At 62.2% G+C, this 13,798-nt stretch carries 14 protein-coding genes, 1 tRNA gene and 1 pseudogene; 6 read left to right on the forward strand and 10 right to left on the reverse strand.

Annotation, left to right across the window (positions count from 1 at the left end):
* Positions 1–27: 27 nt before the first annotated feature.
* The gene (locus Q8R81_RS04430) at positions 28–675 is read left to right on the forward strand and encodes a DUF47 domain-containing protein (RefSeq protein WP_305616239.1); all 648 of its coding nucleotides are present in this window, start codon (positions 28–30) and stop codon (positions 673–675) included.
* Between the two features lie 24 nt (positions 676–699).
* Positions 700–1,698: an inorganic phosphate transporter gene (locus tag Q8R81_RS04435; protein ID WP_305616240.1), complete on the forward strand. Its 999-nt coding sequence runs from the start codon at positions 700–702 to the stop codon at positions 1,696–1,698.
* 1 nt (position 1,699) lies between these two features.
* Here Q8R81_RS04435 and Q8R81_RS04440 read toward each other — a convergent pair whose 3' ends face one another.
* Together Q8R81_RS04440 and Q8R81_RS04445 are read right to left on the reverse strand one after the other, a co-directional pair.
* Positions 1,700–2,458 carry a DUF1365 domain-containing protein gene (locus Q8R81_RS04440; protein WP_305616241.1) on the reverse strand — a complete coding sequence of 253 codons (759 nt, stop codon included), beginning with the start codon at positions 2,456–2,458 and terminating at the stop codon, positions 1,700–1,702.
* Positions 2,458–3,777, reverse strand: coding sequence for an NAD(P)/FAD-dependent oxidoreductase (locus tag Q8R81_RS04445; protein ID WP_305616242.1), 1,320 nt, complete (start codon positions 3,775–3,777; stop codon positions 2,458–2,460). Before Q8R81_RS04445 ends, Q8R81_RS04440 begins: the two co-directional genes overlap by 1 nt.
* 123 nt (positions 3,778–3,900) lie before the next feature.
* On the opposite strand from Q8R81_RS04445, the gene Q8R81_RS04450 reads away from it, so the two are divergent.
* Complete coding sequence (locus Q8R81_RS04450) at positions 3,901–4,926, forward strand: cyclopropane-fatty-acyl-phospholipid synthase family protein (protein ID WP_305616243.1); 1,026 nt, start codon at positions 3,901–3,903, stop codon at positions 4,924–4,926.
* Positions 4,927–4,930: 4 nt separating this feature from the next.
* Here the strand turns inward: Q8R81_RS04450 and Q8R81_RS04455 are convergent, their stop codons facing one another.
* Complete coding sequence (locus Q8R81_RS04455; RefSeq protein WP_305616244.1) at positions 4,931–5,497, reverse strand: DUF1993 family protein; 567 nt, start codon at positions 5,495–5,497, stop codon at positions 4,931–4,933.
* Between the two features lie 5 nt (positions 5,498–5,502).
* On the reverse strand, positions 5,503–6,909 hold the full coding sequence (gene rimO, locus Q8R81_RS04460) for a 30S ribosomal protein S12 methylthiotransferase RimO (RefSeq protein ID WP_305616245.1): 1,407 nt from the start codon (positions 6,907–6,909) through the stop codon (positions 5,503–5,505).
* Between the two features lie 147 nt (positions 6,910–7,056).
* On the opposite strand from rimO, the gene Q8R81_RS04465 reads away from it, so the two are divergent.
* The gene (locus Q8R81_RS04465; protein ID WP_305616246.1) at positions 7,057–7,446 is read left to right on the forward strand and encodes a DUF1761 domain-containing protein; all 390 of its coding nucleotides are present in this window, start codon (positions 7,057–7,059) and stop codon (positions 7,444–7,446) included.
* On the opposite strand, the gene Q8R81_RS04470 is transcribed toward Q8R81_RS04465, so the two are convergent.
* The 5 genes from Q8R81_RS04470 to Q8R81_RS04490 form a co-directional block, all read right to left on the reverse strand.
* Positions 7,433–8,470, reverse strand: coding sequence for a TrkA family potassium uptake protein (locus Q8R81_RS04470; protein ID WP_305616247.1), 1,038 nt, complete (start codon positions 8,468–8,470; stop codon positions 7,433–7,435). The two genes, Q8R81_RS04465 and Q8R81_RS04470, sit on opposite strands and share 14 nt — an antisense overlap.
* A gap of 4 nt (positions 8,471–8,474) precedes the next feature.
* A complete protein-coding gene (locus tag Q8R81_RS04475; RefSeq protein WP_305616248.1) occupies positions 8,475–9,230 on the reverse strand; it encodes a M23 family metallopeptidase in 756 nt (251 codons plus the stop codon).
* Positions 9,227–10,510, reverse strand: coding sequence for a serine--tRNA ligase (gene serS, locus Q8R81_RS04480; RefSeq protein ID WP_305616249.1), 1,284 nt, complete (start codon positions 10,508–10,510; stop codon positions 9,227–9,229). The genes Q8R81_RS04475 and serS overlap by 4 nt, the downstream gene beginning before the upstream one ends.
* 43 nt (positions 10,511–10,553) lie before the next feature.
* Positions 10,554–10,745 (reverse strand): DUF2892 domain-containing protein, encoded by a 192-nt coding sequence (locus Q8R81_RS04485; protein WP_305616250.1) that lies wholly within the window; start codon positions 10,743–10,745, stop codon positions 10,554–10,556.
* Positions 10,746–10,905: 160 nt separating this feature from the next.
* Positions 10,906–10,980 (reverse strand) — tRNA-Val (locus Q8R81_RS04490).
* Between the two features lie 99 nt (positions 10,981–11,079).
* On the opposite strand from Q8R81_RS04490, the gene Q8R81_RS04495 reads away from it, so the two are divergent.
* Positions 11,080–11,403: a DUF3297 family protein gene (locus Q8R81_RS04495; RefSeq protein WP_305616251.1), complete on the forward strand. Its 324-nt coding sequence runs from the start codon at positions 11,080–11,082 to the stop codon at positions 11,401–11,403.
* A 53-nt stretch (positions 11,404–11,456) separates the two neighbouring features.
* Here Q8R81_RS04495 and Q8R81_RS04500 read toward each other — a convergent pair.
* Positions 11,457–12,302, reverse strand: a pseudogene (locus tag Q8R81_RS04500) (LysR substrate-binding domain-containing protein); the annotation flags it as partial.
* A gap of 106 nt (positions 12,303–12,408) precedes the next feature.
* On the opposite strand from Q8R81_RS04500, the gene Q8R81_RS04505 reads away from it, so the two are divergent.
* Positions 12,409–13,798 (forward strand): CoA-acylating methylmalonate-semialdehyde dehydrogenase (locus Q8R81_RS04505; protein ID WP_305616252.1); only part of this gene is annotated, 1,390 nt, incomplete at its 3' end.

The raw sequence follows: 13,798 nt of genomic DNA on the forward strand, positions 1-13,798 counted from the left end.
CGCTACGGCAATTCGGGAAGTATCGCGATGTTCGGCTGGTTCCAGCGTCTCCTGCCCAAGTCGGGCGATTTCTTCGGCATGTTTGAACGGCACGCTGCGGCTTGCGTCGATGCTGCCGATGCTTTGGCCAAGTTAACCCGCGCACAGGGCGATTCTGCGGAATGGATCGGCAAGATCCGTGACCGTGAACATGACGCTGATGAGATCATCCGCGAAGTGCTCTACACCGTGCGCCGGACGTTCCTGACGCCGTTTGATCGCGGGTCGATCACTGCGCTGATTGGTGCGATGGACGATACGATTGACGAGATGCAGGCCGCCGCCTCGGCCATCGAGCTTTACGAGGTCGTGGGGTTCGAGCCTGAAATGCAGGCGATGGCAGACAAGATCGTCGAGGCCGTGGGACTTATTGCGCAAGCCTTGCCGCTGTTGCGGGACATTGAACGCAACGGATCGAAGCTGCACACGCTGACCGAACGGATCGTGCGGCTTGAAGGCGAGGTCGACCTGATCCATCAGGCGGGCCTCAAGGCCAATTTCCTGCGCCACCGCACCGACGGCGATCACATCGCCTTCATCGTCTCGCGCGAGATTTTCAAGCACCTCGAAAAGATCGCCGACGCCTTCGAGGACGTGGCGAACGAGATCGACGCGCTGGTCATCGACCACGGCTGACAGGCCCGCACAGGAGCTGATCCGATGCACGAGCTTGCTTTTCCGCTGCTGGTCGGCCTGATCGCGCTGGCGCTGGCGTTCGACTTCCTCAACGGGTTGCACGATGCTGCCAATTCCATCGCAACAGTGGTTTCCACGCGCCTGCTTTCACCGATGGCTGCAGTGCTGTTCGCCGCTGCGGGCAATTTCGCAGCCTACTGGCTGGTCGGGCTGCACGTGGCCAATACCATCGGCAAAGGCATCATCGACAAGGACATGGTGACCCCGGCGGTGGTGTTCGGCGCGCTGATCGGGGCGATGTTCTGGAACATTGTCACGTGGCTCAAAGGCATTCCTTCATCGTCCAGCCATGCGCTGATCGGTGGGTTGCTGGGCGCGGGCGTCATGCACGGCGGGTTCGGCGTGATCGAATCCAAGAAGACCATCGAAACCTTCGTCGCGATCTTCATGTCGCCGATGATCGGCTTTGCGCTGGCCATGCTGTTCGTGCTGCTGACCAGTTGGATTTTCCGGGGCTTCATGCCGCGCAAGGCCGAAGGCGTGTTCAAGGGCATGCACCTGCTTTCGTCCGCTGCCTATTCGATCAGTCACGGCGGCAACGATGCGCAAAAGACAATGGGCATCATCACTGTTCTGCTCTATTCCACCGGCTACCTGAAGGGTGAATTCCACATTCCCCAATGGGTTGTGCTGTCGTGCTATCTCGCCATCTCGCTGGGCACCATGTCGGGCGGGTGGAAGATCATCAAGACGATGGGCACCAAGATCACCCCGCTCAACCACCACACCGGCTTCTGCGCTTCGTCCGCAGGTTCCATTGTGGTGTTCGGGGCCAGTGCGATGGGCATTCCGGTATCGACCACCCACGCCATCACCGGCAGCGTGATCGGCACCGGCGCCGCGCGCAAGGCGAGCGCGGTGCGCTGGGGCGTGGCGCAGCGTGTGGTCATGGCGTGGTTCATTACCATCCCTGCCAGCGCAGGCGTCGGCGCGCTGTTCTACCTGCTGACCCGCCTGTTCTAAGTTACTTGCCGACCGTCAGAATGCTTTCCGGCGGTGAAGGCTTGCGGAACAGCGGCACGCGCTTGATCCACAGCTTCAGCGCTTCCCAATGGATGCCTGCCGTCACTTTGAGCGTCGCCAGCGGATAGGCGAATGCGGCGCGCAGCAGGTTGCGGTCCGTTAGATCGTCCCGCCGCGCGGTGTGGATCGCGGCAAGGATCGGTCCATCGCTGTCAGAAACGGTAATGCCGATGGCCAGCTTCTCCCGCGGAGGCAGCACGCGGAAGGCGTAATCCATCGCCATCGGCAGGAACGGGGAAACGTGGAAGCGTTTGGGCGCGAACTGGTGCAGCGTCCGGGCGCTTGGCTTAGCTTCGATCACATAACTGTGCCGTTCGCCAAAAGTGTTCGACACTTCATAGATCACCGCGCGCAAGGCCCCGTTCGCGCCGTGACAGAACCATGTGCTGAGCGGGTTGAAGGCATAGCCCAGCAGGCGCGGCATCGTCAGCAGACGGATTGGCCCGCCATCTGGTTCAATCCCTGCAGAGCGCAGCAGGCTTTCGGCGTGAGCGCGCAAGTTCTTGCCATCGCCGTAGTCGGCATCGTGAAAAGCGAAAAGATTGAAGCGGTTACGTGAGAATAGGCGGAGCCGGGAGGTCAGTTCATCAATGCGGTCAATGTCGATCAGCAGATGGAACACCCGGTAGCGAAGCACATGCTTGCGCGGTCGCAGTCGGCGGTGGAGAACGTGGCCGTGATAGAGCGCTTGCGGCTCCATCACGCGGGTTCCAGCACCTGCGCTTGATGCGTCACATGGATGCGGCTGGACTCGTTCTCGACCTCCCAAGGTCTGCGGACACCACCCAGTTGCTCGGCCACGGCAAGGCCGGATTGAAGGCCATCTTCATGAAATCCTGCGCCAAACCACGCACCGCAGAACCATGTATTACGCCGTCCCTGAAGTGCCCACAACCGGCCCTGAGCTGCACCTGCATGCGCATCGAACACCGGATGATGATATGTTTCGCGCCTGTAAATGCGCGCGGGATCAGGTTCGACCAGTGGGTTCAGCGTCACGAACAGATCGCGCGTTGGGGGCAGGTGTTGGAGCCGGTTCATCCAGTAGGTGACCGATAGCTGATGCTCGTCCGTCCCTCTTTCCGCCGCATAGTTCCACGCCGACCAAACCTTGCGCCGCTGGGGCATGAGCGCGGGATCACTATGCAGCACTGCCTCGTTCCGGCGGTAGGGGAATGCGCCCAGCAGGCGGGTTTCCATTGCATCGGGATCAGCCAGCATCCTCAGCGCCTGATCGGCGTGGGTGGCGATGACCGCGTGATCGAACCGCTCCCAACCATTTCCGGCATTGATTTCAACACTATGTGGCAAGCGGCGCACCTGGTTGACCGGTGAGGATAGCCGAATTCTGTCGGCAAAGGGCGCGCTGATTCGCTTCACATACTCCCGGCTGCCACCCTGAACCGTGCGCCAGCGCGGGCGTTCGCGGAATTGCAGCAGGCCGTGGTTTTCGAAAAAGCGGATGAAGGCGGCGGCGGGGTGGTGGGGAATGTCCTTGACCGGCGTGGACCAGATCGCCGCAGCCATCGGATAAAGGTGGTCATCCCGAAACGCCGCGCCGCAGCCAAGGCCATCGAGATAATCGCCCAACCCAAGCTGGCCCAGTTCCGGCAGGTCGCGCGGTGCCGATTTGTAGAACCGCGCGACATCGCGCAGCATAGACCAGAAGCGCGGGGATACCAGATTGCGCCGCTGCGCAAACAGCCCGCGCAAGTCCCCGGAATACTCCAGTTTTCCGCGATCAAGCGAGACGGCAAAGCTCATGATCGTCTCGCGCGTCGGCACATCGAGATGGTGCAGCAGCGCGGTGAGGTTCGGGTATGTGCGTTCGTTGTAGACAATGAACCCGGTATCCACCGGCACGCCGTCGGCCATAACCGTATTGCTGTGCCCGCCCAGCCTGCCGTCCGCTTCAAACAGAGTGACACGGTGCCGCTTTGACAGCAGCCACGCCGCCGAAAGACCCGAAATCCCGCTGCCGATTACAGCAATATCCAGCGCGCGCGCATCGCAAACCAAAACACAGTCCCCCAAAGGCCCGCCACGGAATCCGTTACGTCCTTACCCGTCCCTCGATTGTTATAGAGCGTTCCCGTGGTGACAGGTTGACACAACTCACACCTCGGTGGCTAGCTTACCTTTGTGAGTTTTCTTGCCCCCGCCATCGCGCTGGTTGAGCGCCTACCGCTGCCCGATGCGCTGACGCGCGCGGGCGTGACATTCATGTGCGATCAGCGCCGCCGTGCGATCGATCGGGCACAGCCGGACGATGCCGCGTTTGCCGCATGGATGGCGCAGCGTCCGGTGGCCGAACATACCGACGCCGCCAATGCACAGCACTATGAACTGCCGCCGCGCTTTTTTGAACTGAGCCTTGGTCCCAACGCCAAGTATTCGTGCTGCCTCTATCCCACCGGACGCGAAACGCTGGAGCAGGCCGAGCGCGCCGCGCTGGCGGCAACGGTTGAGCATGCAGCGCTGGCCGATGGGCAGGACATTCTCGAACTTGGGTGCGGCTGGGGATCGCTAAGCCTTTATATGGCAGCCCAATTCCCGAATGCGCGGATCACTGCGGTGTCCAATTCGCAGCCGCAAGGCGAACACATCCGCGCGCGGGCGGCAGAGCGGGGTCTTGGTAATCTGACCGTGCTGACGGCAGACATGAACCATTTTCGCGCCCAAGGACAATTTGACCGCGTCGTCTCGGTCGAGATGTTCGAACACATGGCCAACTGGCGCGAATTGCTTGGCCGTGTGCGCGGCTGGCTGCGGCCTGAAGGGCGGTTGTTCCTCCACGTGTTCAGCCACGAACGCTATCCTTACAGCTTTGATATTTCAGACAAATCCAGCTGGATTGCGCAATACTTCTTCACCGGCGGCATTATGCCAAGCCGCGGACTGATCTGGCAATTCGGCGATCTTTTCGAACTGGAAGACCAGTGGCGCTGGGGCGGCACGCATTATGAGAAGACGGCGCTGGATTGGCTGGCACTGTTCGATTCGCGTGCCGACGAGATCGAGCCAGTGCTGCGCGCGGTTTATGGCCGCGATACCGCGCTGTGGATGCGGCGCTGGCGGTTGTTCTACCTCGCCACGGCGGGCCTGTTCGGCAACAGCGGTGGGAGCGAATGGGGCGTCAGCCACTGGCGGTTGAAGCCCGTCCGGTAGGCCTTCAGCCCTGCGGCATGGTTCCGGGTCTTACATAGGGAAAGAGGTGCGCGACGTAATCTGCCTTGCCAAGGTCAACGCCGTGCGCGCGCAATATCGCATAGGCGGTCATCACGTGGAAATAGAACTGCCCGATGGCCCAATCCCGCGCATATTGTTCAGCGGTGAAATCGAAGATGATGCCCATAGGCAACTGGTGCGCAATCGGCCTTTCGGGATCATCCTGACCAGATATCTGCGGCACTGACCGCACGACCATGAGGGTTTCGTCAATCCGGGCCTTGGCATCGGCGATCGTGCCGGGATGTTCAACTGCGTTGCGCCCTTCTTCCAGCAGCGCCGCGACCGAGGGCGGGAAGTCTTTGCCAGCCAGCCGAAACATGCCTTCCTGGGCCTGCGCACACGCAAAGCGAATCTGCGTGGACAGCGGAAACATATCTGGCGCAAGCCGCGCCGATAGCAGTGCGCCCGCTTCACCGGGCGGCAGTTGCGCTTCCGCTTTGCCAAGCCACTGTGAAAGCGCGCCGAGCATCTGCAGATAGGTGGGGGCAAGAAGGCTGGTGGGCGTCATGCGCGTCAGCCCTCAATCACGCCATAGAGATCGTGCGCGTCCGCATCCTCGACCAGCACCTGCGCAAAATCGCCGGGCTGCAGGTCCGCAGGCACGTTGCGCAGATAGACCGCACCGTCGATTTCGGGGGCATCGGCCTGCGAGCGCGCGGTGGCACCGATATCGCCGTCTTCGTCAGGCTCGCCCACTTCGTCGATGATAACCTTGATCGTGCGACCGATTTTGGCGGTGAGCCGGGCAGCGCTGATCGCTTCGGTCTTTTCCATCAGGCGGGCGTAACGCTCTTCCTTGATGTGTTCCGGCACCGGGTTGGGCAAATCGTTTGCCGCTGCACCCGCCACGGGTTCGAAACGGAAGGCACCGACGCGATCAAGCTGGGCTTCTTCCAGCCATTCCAGAAGGTATTCGAAGTCCGCCTCAGTCTCGCCGGGGAAGCCGACGACGAAGCTGGAGCGGATGGTCAGGTCCGGGCAGATTTCGCGCCACGACTTGATCCGGTCGAGCACTTTGGCCTCGTTTGCCGGGCGCTTCATGGCGCGCAGCACGCTGGGGCTGGCGTGTTGGAACGGGATGTCGAGGTAGGGCGTGACCAGCCCTTCAGCCATCAGCGGGATCACCGCATCGACATGGGGGTAGGGGTAGACATAGTGCAGGCGCACCCACGGCGTATCGCCTTCCGGCGTGCGCAATTGGCCGAGTTCGCGCGCAAGGTCGGTCATGTGAGTGCGCACGGGGCGGCCCTTCCACATGCGTTCTTCATGCCGCACGTCCACGCCATAGGCCGACGTGTCCTGGCTGATGACCAGCAGTTCCTTGGTGCCTGCGGCGACCAGCTTTTCCGCTTCGCGCAGCACGGCATCGATACGGCGGCTGGCGAGTTTTCCGCGCAGGCTGGGGATGATGCAGAAGGCGCAGGCGTGGTTGCAGCCTTCGGAAATCTTGAGATAGCCGTAGTGGCGCGGGGTGAGCTTTACGTCACCGGGCTCGGCCTGCGGAATCAGGTCGACATACGGTCCCATGCTGGGCGGTGCGGCCTCATGCACGGCCTCGACCACCGCTTCATACTGGTGCGCGCCGGTAACGGCGAGGACTTGCGGGAACTTCGCGCGGATCACATCCGCTTCGTTGCCCATGCAGCCGGTTACGATCACGCGGCCATTCTCGGCAATCGCCTCGCCAATCGCGGCGAGGCTTTCCTCCTTGGCAGAATCGAGGAAGCCGCACGTGTTGACCAGCACGACGTCGGCGCCCGCATAATCCGCGCTCATCGCATAGCCATCGGCGCGCAGCCTCGTGAGGATGCGTTCAGAATCGACCAGCGCTTTGGGACAGCCAAGGCTGACCATGCCGATTTTGGGGGCTTCAGGAAGGACGATGGGGGGAGTGAGGCTTGCCATTATGGCGCGGCCCATAAGCTAAAATGCACGGCACGTCACGTCCGGGTGTCAACTCCGGTCCATCATGGTGTTGCATGGCGTTGCAATGCACGTTTGCGGCGCGTAGCATGGCTGCCCAGCGGGGGCTTGGAAAAGAAGGAAAAAATGGGCCAAGTCAACTGGATGGCTGTCATCCTGGCAACGTTTGCCGCGCTCGCGGTATCAGCCTTATGGTACGGGCCAGTGTTTGGGCGTGCGCGGCTGGAAGAGGTGGGGCCGGGCAAGCTGGGCATTCGCCGCTCGCCTGCACGCACCACGGCGTTATCGGCGGCGTTGCTGTTCATTTCTGCCACGATGATGGGTCATATGTTCGCCCGCGTCGGCGCGGCAACGCTGGACGTGAAGTGGTGGCTTTACTTCATGATGTCGGGCGGGTTGGCCATCGCTTTTGTCGTCCCCTCGCTGTGGATCAGCTATTCGCAGCAGCGCATCAGCACGCGGCTGGCGCTGATTGACGGCGGGTTCTGGCTGGTTGCCTATCTCTCGATGGGGCTGGCGTTCATGCTGGCGTAGGCGTGATTTCCACGATCACGTCGCCCGCTTTCAGTTCGGCAGCGGCAGGTTCCCAAAAGCCGATTGTTCCCCCATCGCGATAGATGCGAAGGCCACGTCCGCTGGACAGGGCGGACAGCGATTTGCCCACTTCTGCGGCGGTAACCGTGCGCTCAACCAGCTGCACACGGCCTTCGATAGAGGCGAGGTCCGTGATGTAATCTGCCACATGCGTTCCGTGGGCCGATCCCGCCATGAGCAGGCCGGTAAAGCGCACCGGGTTTATCACGGTAGACGCGCCCGCCTGCCGCGCGAGGCCTTCGTTGTCCGCCGCGCGCACGACCGTGCTGATCGGCACGCCGGGCGCAATATGCCGCGCGGTCAGCGTGATCAGAATGGAAGTGTCGTCGCGCCCAGCGGAAACAAGGATGGCGCTGGCCTTGTCGACATTCACATCCAGCAGCGTGGCATCGCGCGTGGCATCGCCCGCCATCACATTGCAGCCGAGCCGCGACGCGGCTTCGAGGCGCGCTTCGCTGGGATCGATCACCACGATGCATTCCGGCGAGGTGCCGCGCGCGATCAGTTCTGCCACCGCCTCTGATCCCGATACGCCAAAGCCAAGGACGATGATGTGGTTGGTGAGGTTCTTCTGGATCTGCGCCATGCGAAACCTTTCCCAGCTGCGCTTGATGATGAAATTGTAGGCCGTGCCGACGAAGATGAAGAGCACCGCAATGCGGATGGGCGTAACGATCACCGCCTCGATCAGGCGCGAACGGTCGCTTACCGGGGCAATGTCGCCAAAGCCGGTGGTGGTAATCGAGATCATCGTGAAATAAACGACATCGAGGAAGCTGATCTGGCCGTCGTGCGTGTCTTTCAGCCCCGCCCGGTCGATCCAGTGAACCAGCACCACGATGGCGACCAGCCCGAATGCCGCGCCAAGCCTTAGGCCAAGATCAGCCCACACCGGGACTTTCAGTGCGCGCCGCAGAACGTGGCCGGGTTTGCGTCCACCGCGCCGCAGGAGATGCAGGTCCATCGCTCTATAGCCGTGGCGGCAGGTAGAGTTCGGGATCGCGCGGCACGTTGTTGCGGCGCAGCTCGAAATGGACGGTAGGGCGCTTTGCCTCGCCGCTCTTGCCAACCAGCGCAATACGTTCAAACGCGGTCACCTTGTCACCTTCTTTCACCGTCATCGTGCCGAGATAGGCATAAGCGGTGACGAAGCCGTGGCCGTGATCAATCAGGATGAGTTGCCCGAAGCGCTGCGGCTCTCTGCCGGCATAAAGCACAGTTCCGGCAGCCGCCGCGCGGACCTTTGTGCCATAGAGCGCGGCAAGATCGATGCCGTTGGATGGGATGCCCGAGACACCATCACCAAACCGGGTAACGACTGCGCCCTCGGTCGGCCATTGCAGGCGCGGGGCATCGGATTCACGCGGGGTGAGCGGCGGGCGCAGTGGCGGCGCTGGACGCGGGGCGGGTGCAGGACGCGGCACGGCCTTGGGTGTCGCAACCGGCGCTGCGGTTGGTTGGGGCAACGGTGCGGGAGTGGGTTGAGACGTGGTGTTGGGATCAGGGCGCTTCAACACCTGGCCAATACGGATGACATAGGGACTGGGAATGCCGTTCGCGTCGCCCAGCGCGGCCATGTCCACGCTCCAGCGGCGCGCGATGTCGGCAAAAGTATCGCCAGCCTTCACGGTATAGGTCCACGCCACGATTGGGGCACGCGTGCTGCCTTGCGCCACGAGGGGCGTTGCAGCCAGCAACGCCATCGCAGCAAGCAGGTGCCTCATCCGGCGAGCGGCACCAGACGGGTCAGCCCGCCCATGTAGGGAAGCAGCACTTCAGGCACGTCCACCGATCCGTCCTCCTGCTGGTAGTTTTCCAAGACTGCCACCAGAGTGCGGCCCACGGCAAGGCCCGAACCATTGAGGGTGTGGACGAATTCGGTGCCTTTCGCTTCCACAGGCCGATAGCGCGCATTCATCCGCCGCGCCTGAAAATCGCCGCAGTTGGAGCAGGAAGAGATTTCGCGATAGGCGTTCTGCCCCGGCAACCAGACTTCAAGATCATAGGTCTTGCGCGCGGTAAAGCCCATGTCGCCGGTGCAAAGCAGCATCTTGCGATAGGGCAGGCCCAGCGCCTGCAGCACACCTTCGGCGCAGGCCGTCATGCGCTCATGCTCGGCTTCGGAATCCTCTGGCCGCGTGATCGAGACGAGTTCAACCTTTTCAAACTGGTGCTGGCGGATGAACCCACGCGTGTCGCGCCCGGCGGCGCCTGCTTCAGACCGGAAACACGGGGTCAGCGCGGTCATCCGCAAGGGCAACTGCGCATCGTTCAGGATCTGTCCCTGCACGGCGTTGGTCAGGCTGACTTCGGCGGTGGGGATCAACCAGCGGCGGTCCGTCGTGCGGAACAGGTCTTCGGAAAACTTGGGCAACTGGCCCGTGCCGAACACGGCCTCGTCCTTGACCAGCAGTGGCGGGATGCATTCGAGATAGCCGTTCTCACCCGTCTGCCGATCCAGCATGAACTGCGCCAGCGCGCGGTGCAGGCGGGCCATTCCACCTCTCAGGAAAGTGAAGCGCGCGCCAGCGATCAGTGCGCCGGTCTCAAAATCGAGGCCAAGCACGGGGCCGATGTCGGCGTGCTCTTTGGGCGTGAACGCAAAGTCCCGCGGTGTGCCCCAGCGGCTGACTTCGACGTTGCCGGCCTCGTCCTCACCCTCAGGCACGCCATCGGCGGGGAGGTTCGGAATGGCCGAGAGTGCAGCGTTCTGCAGTGCGGTCTGCGTGCGCTCGTCTTCCTCCAGCGCGGGCAGCTCGGTCTTCAGCGCGGCGACTTCGGCCTTGAGCGCTTCGGCGGTGTCCTTGTCACCCTTGCCCATAGCCGCACCGATGGCCTTCGAAGCCTCGTTGCGGCGCGCCTGCACCTCCTGCATCCGCGTAGCAATGTCGCGGCGGCGGGTGTCCATTTCGAGGATCGAGGCAGCCACGGCGTCCACGCCTCGGCGGGCGAGGGCGGCATCGAAAGCTTCGGCGTTTTCGCGGATCAGGCGGATATCATGCATGGGCGCGGCTATGCCGCCTCGATCCGGGACTGGCAAGTGGGCCTTAGCGCCTTGGACAGGTGTTAACGCCGATCAGGGTGTAGAGCGGGCAAGTGCGCATCAGGCCGGTCAGCAGCGGCACCACGCCGATCCAGCCCCACGGCGTTTGCGGGCCGACAAAGACTATGGCGATGAGCGCGAGGCCGAGAACGATGCGAAGTACGCGGTCAATACCGCCGACATTCAACTTGAACATGGGATCCTCCATCTGATGATGGTCCACCATGCCTGGTTATATTAGCAATTCATTGATCTGCGCCAAAATGAAGCCGCAACGTGTGGTTGAGAACCAAGATAGTTTGCATGCCACAAGCCTGACGATGCAGGCTACCATCTCTTCCAGATCATTGAAAAGATGGTGGGCGCGGCAGGGATTGAACCTGCGACCCCACCCGTGTGAAGGGTGTGCTCTACCACTGAGCTACGCGCCCGTCAGCACTGGTCGAATACCCGACCTTGTGACAGGGGCGGGCCATTACGACGAGTTGGTTTGATTGACAAGTGGGGCGATCAAGATATTTGCGCAGGCCATGACCGACGAAACCATTCAGCCCGAATCCGCGCCAGAAGGTGCATCCGTGACCTCCGGCCCTGACGTGCCGCCAGACCGGCTTGCCATCAATCCGCGCAGCCCGCATTTCGATGAGGCCAAATTGCGCCGTGGCATCGGCATCCGCTTCAAGGATGTGGTGCGCAACAATGTCGAGGAATATTGCATTTCCGAAGGCTGGGTGCGCGTGCAGGCGGGCAAGAGCATGGACCGCAAGGGCAATCCGCTGACGATCAAGCTGAACGGCGTGGTTGAGGCGTGGTACGAAGATCTGGGTGAAGGCGCGCCGGTGGCGAAGGCCTGACCTTCAAAGCACCCTCTGCGCCCCCGCTCCCGTGACACCAACGCCGTCAGCCAGTCCTTGAACGCGCGCACTCTGGCCAGATTGTGCGTGTCCTTGTGCATCACCAGCCAGAACGAGCGGGTCACGCGCTGGTCCGGCAGCACCGGGACAAGCCATTTGTCGGCATCGCCGATGAAGCACGGCAGCACGCCGATCCCTGCGCCCGCCGCGATCATGCGGTGCTGTGCGTTGATGGACGATGAGCGGACATTGGCAGCAAGGTCCGGCTCGATTTCCGCCAGATAGCGCAGTTCGGGCGCATAGAGCAGATCGGGGATGTAACCGACGAGGCGGTGTCCATGCGCCAGTTCGGCAGGTCGTTCGGGCAGGCCCTTCTGCGAGAGATAGCCGCGCGTGGCGTAGAGCCGCAACGTGTAGTCCGAAAGTTTGCCTGCGATCACCGGCCCTGCACGCGGCCGCGAAAGCGTGACAGCAAGATCGGCCTCGCGCTTGGACGGACTGAGGAAGCCCGATGACGCGACCAGATCGACCACCAGCCTAGGGTTGGCCTCGATGAAATCGCGCAGGGCAGGGGCCACGATCCAACTACCGAAACCTTCGGACAGGCTGATCCGCAAAGTGCCCGCAATGCCGCCACCGGCAGCTGCATGTTCGGCAATGCGGCTGGCGGCCTGATCCATCGCCTCTACCTCGGCCAGCATCGCCTCGCCCGCCTCGGTGAGCACTTGCCCTTCGCGCGTCTGTTCAAACAGCGTTGCCCCGGTGCGTGTCTCAAGGCGGCGCAGGCGGCGCCCGATTGTGGTGGCATCAACCCCCATCGCCGCCGCCGCGCGGGCAAGTTGCCCGGCGCGGGCCACCGCTATGAAGGTCTGAAAGTCGTTCCAGTCGTTCGGCTGCATAAGGTCACCTGCATTATTGCAGGTTAACTTCGCATATTCACCTCTTGCCTGCAATCTTTGGTGGGCGCATCAAAGCGGCAGAAAGTTTCGGGAAAGAGGAAAATCCATGCGTCTCATAGACCATTTCATCGTTGGCGGCTCTGGCGATGCGCCCGCGCGCAAGGGGGACATCTTCGATCCCAACAATGGCGGCGTTCAGGCGCAAGTCGCGCTTGGCACAGCAGAAACGCTTGAGCGTGCGGTGCAGGCCGCGTTGAAGGCGCAGCCCGCTTGGGCAATGACGAACCCGCAGCGCCGCGCACGCGTGATGTTCCGTTTCAAGGAACTGGTCGAGGCGAACATGGATGCGCTGGCGCACATGCTGTCGTCCGAACACGGCAAAGTGATTGCCGATTCCAAGGGCGACATTCAGCGCGGTCTTGAAGTTGTTGAGTTTGCCTGCGGTCTTCCGCACATCATGAAGGGCGAATATACGCAGGGCGCAGGCCCGGGTATCGACGTGTATTCGATGCGCCAGCCGATCGGCATTGGTGCAGGCATTACGCCATTCAACTTCCCCGGCATGATCCCGTTGTGGATGAGCGCCATTGCGATTGCCACCGGCAACGCCTTCATCATCAAGCCTTCCGAGCGTGATCCCTCGGTGCCGGTGCGCTTGGCCGAACTGTTCATCGAAGCGGGCCTGCCCGAAGGCATCTGCCAGGTCGTCCACGGCGACAAGGAAATGGTCGATGCGATCCTTGATCACCCGGCCATCGGTGCGATCAGCTTCGTCGGTTCTTCGGACATCGCGCATTACGTCTACAATCGCGGCGTTGCTGCTGGAAAGCGCGTGCAGGCGATGGGTGGGGCCAAGAACCACGGTATTGTCATGCCCGACGCTGACCTTGATCAGGTGGTGAATGACCTGTGCGGTGCGGCTTTCGGTTCGGCGGGCGAACGCTGCATGGCGCTGCCGGTTGTTGTACCTGTTGGGCATGACACGGCAGAGCGCCTGCGCGCAAAGCTGATCCCGGCGATCCACGCGCTCAAGGTCGGCATTTCGACCGATCCCGAAGCGCATTACGGCCCTGTCGTCACGCAGGCGCACAAGGAGAAGGTCGAAGGCTGGATCGCAAAGTGCGTTGATGAAGGCGGCGAACTGGTTGTCGATGGGCGCGGCTTCACGCTGCAGGGGCATGAAAATGGCTTCTTCGTCGGCCCCACGCTGATCGATCATGTGACGACCGACATGGACAGCTACCACAACGAGATCTTTGGCCCCGTGCTGCAGATCGTGCGCGCCGAGAATTTCGAACAGGCGCTCGAACTGCCCAGCAAGCACCAGTACGGCAATGGCGTGGCGATCTTCACTCGCAACGGCCATGCCGCGCGTGAATTTGCGGCGCGCGTGAACGTCGGCATGGTCGGCATCAACGTGCCGATCCCGGTGCCGATGGCCTGGCACGGCTTCGGCGGCTGGAAAAAGAGCCTGTTCGGCGACATGCACGCCTACG

The sequence above is a fragment of the Novosphingobium sp. genome (genome assembly GCF_030696665.1).
GTDB lineage: Bacteria > Pseudomonadota > Alphaproteobacteria > Sphingomonadales > Sphingomonadaceae > Novosphingobium.

Coding starts and splice junctions, on each gene's coding strand:
- Q8R81_RS04430 (WP_305616239.1), top strand. CDS start 28: ATGTTCGGCTGGTTCCAGCGTCTCCTGCCCAAGTCGGGCGATTTCTTC.
- Q8R81_RS04435 (WP_305616240.1), top strand. CDS start 700: ATGCACGAGCTTGCTTTTCCGCTGCTGGTCGGCCTGATCGCGCTGGCG.
- Q8R81_RS04440 (WP_305616241.1), bottom strand. CDS start 2,458: ATGGAGCCGCAAGCGCTCTATCACGGCCACGTTCTCCACCGCCGACTG.
- Q8R81_RS04455 (WP_305616244.1), bottom strand. CDS start 5,497: ATGACGCCCACCAGCCTTCTTGCCCCCACCTATCTGCAGATGCTCGGC.
- rimO (WP_305616245.1), bottom strand. CDS start 6,909: ATGGGCCGCGCCATAATGGCAAGCCTCACTCCCCCCATCGTCCTTCCT.
- Q8R81_RS04465 (WP_305616246.1), top strand. CDS start 7,057: ATGGCTGTCATCCTGGCAACGTTTGCCGCGCTCGCGGTATCAGCCTTA.
- Q8R81_RS04470 (WP_305616247.1), bottom strand. CDS start 8,470: ATGGACCTGCATCTCCTGCGGCGCGGTGGACGCAAACCCGGCCACGTT.
- Q8R81_RS04475 (WP_305616248.1), bottom strand. CDS start 9,230: ATGAGGCACCTGCTTGCTGCGATGGCGTTGCTGGCTGCAACGCCCCTC.
- serS (WP_305616249.1), bottom strand. CDS start 10,510: ATGCATGATATCCGCCTGATCCGCGAAAACGCCGAAGCTTTCGATGCC.
- Q8R81_RS04485 (WP_305616250.1), bottom strand. CDS start 10,745: ATGTTCAAGTTGAATGTCGGCGGTATTGACCGCGTACTTCGCATCGTT.
- Q8R81_RS04495 (WP_305616251.1), top strand. CDS start 11,080: ATGACCGACGAAACCATTCAGCCCGAATCCGCGCCAGAAGGTGCATCC.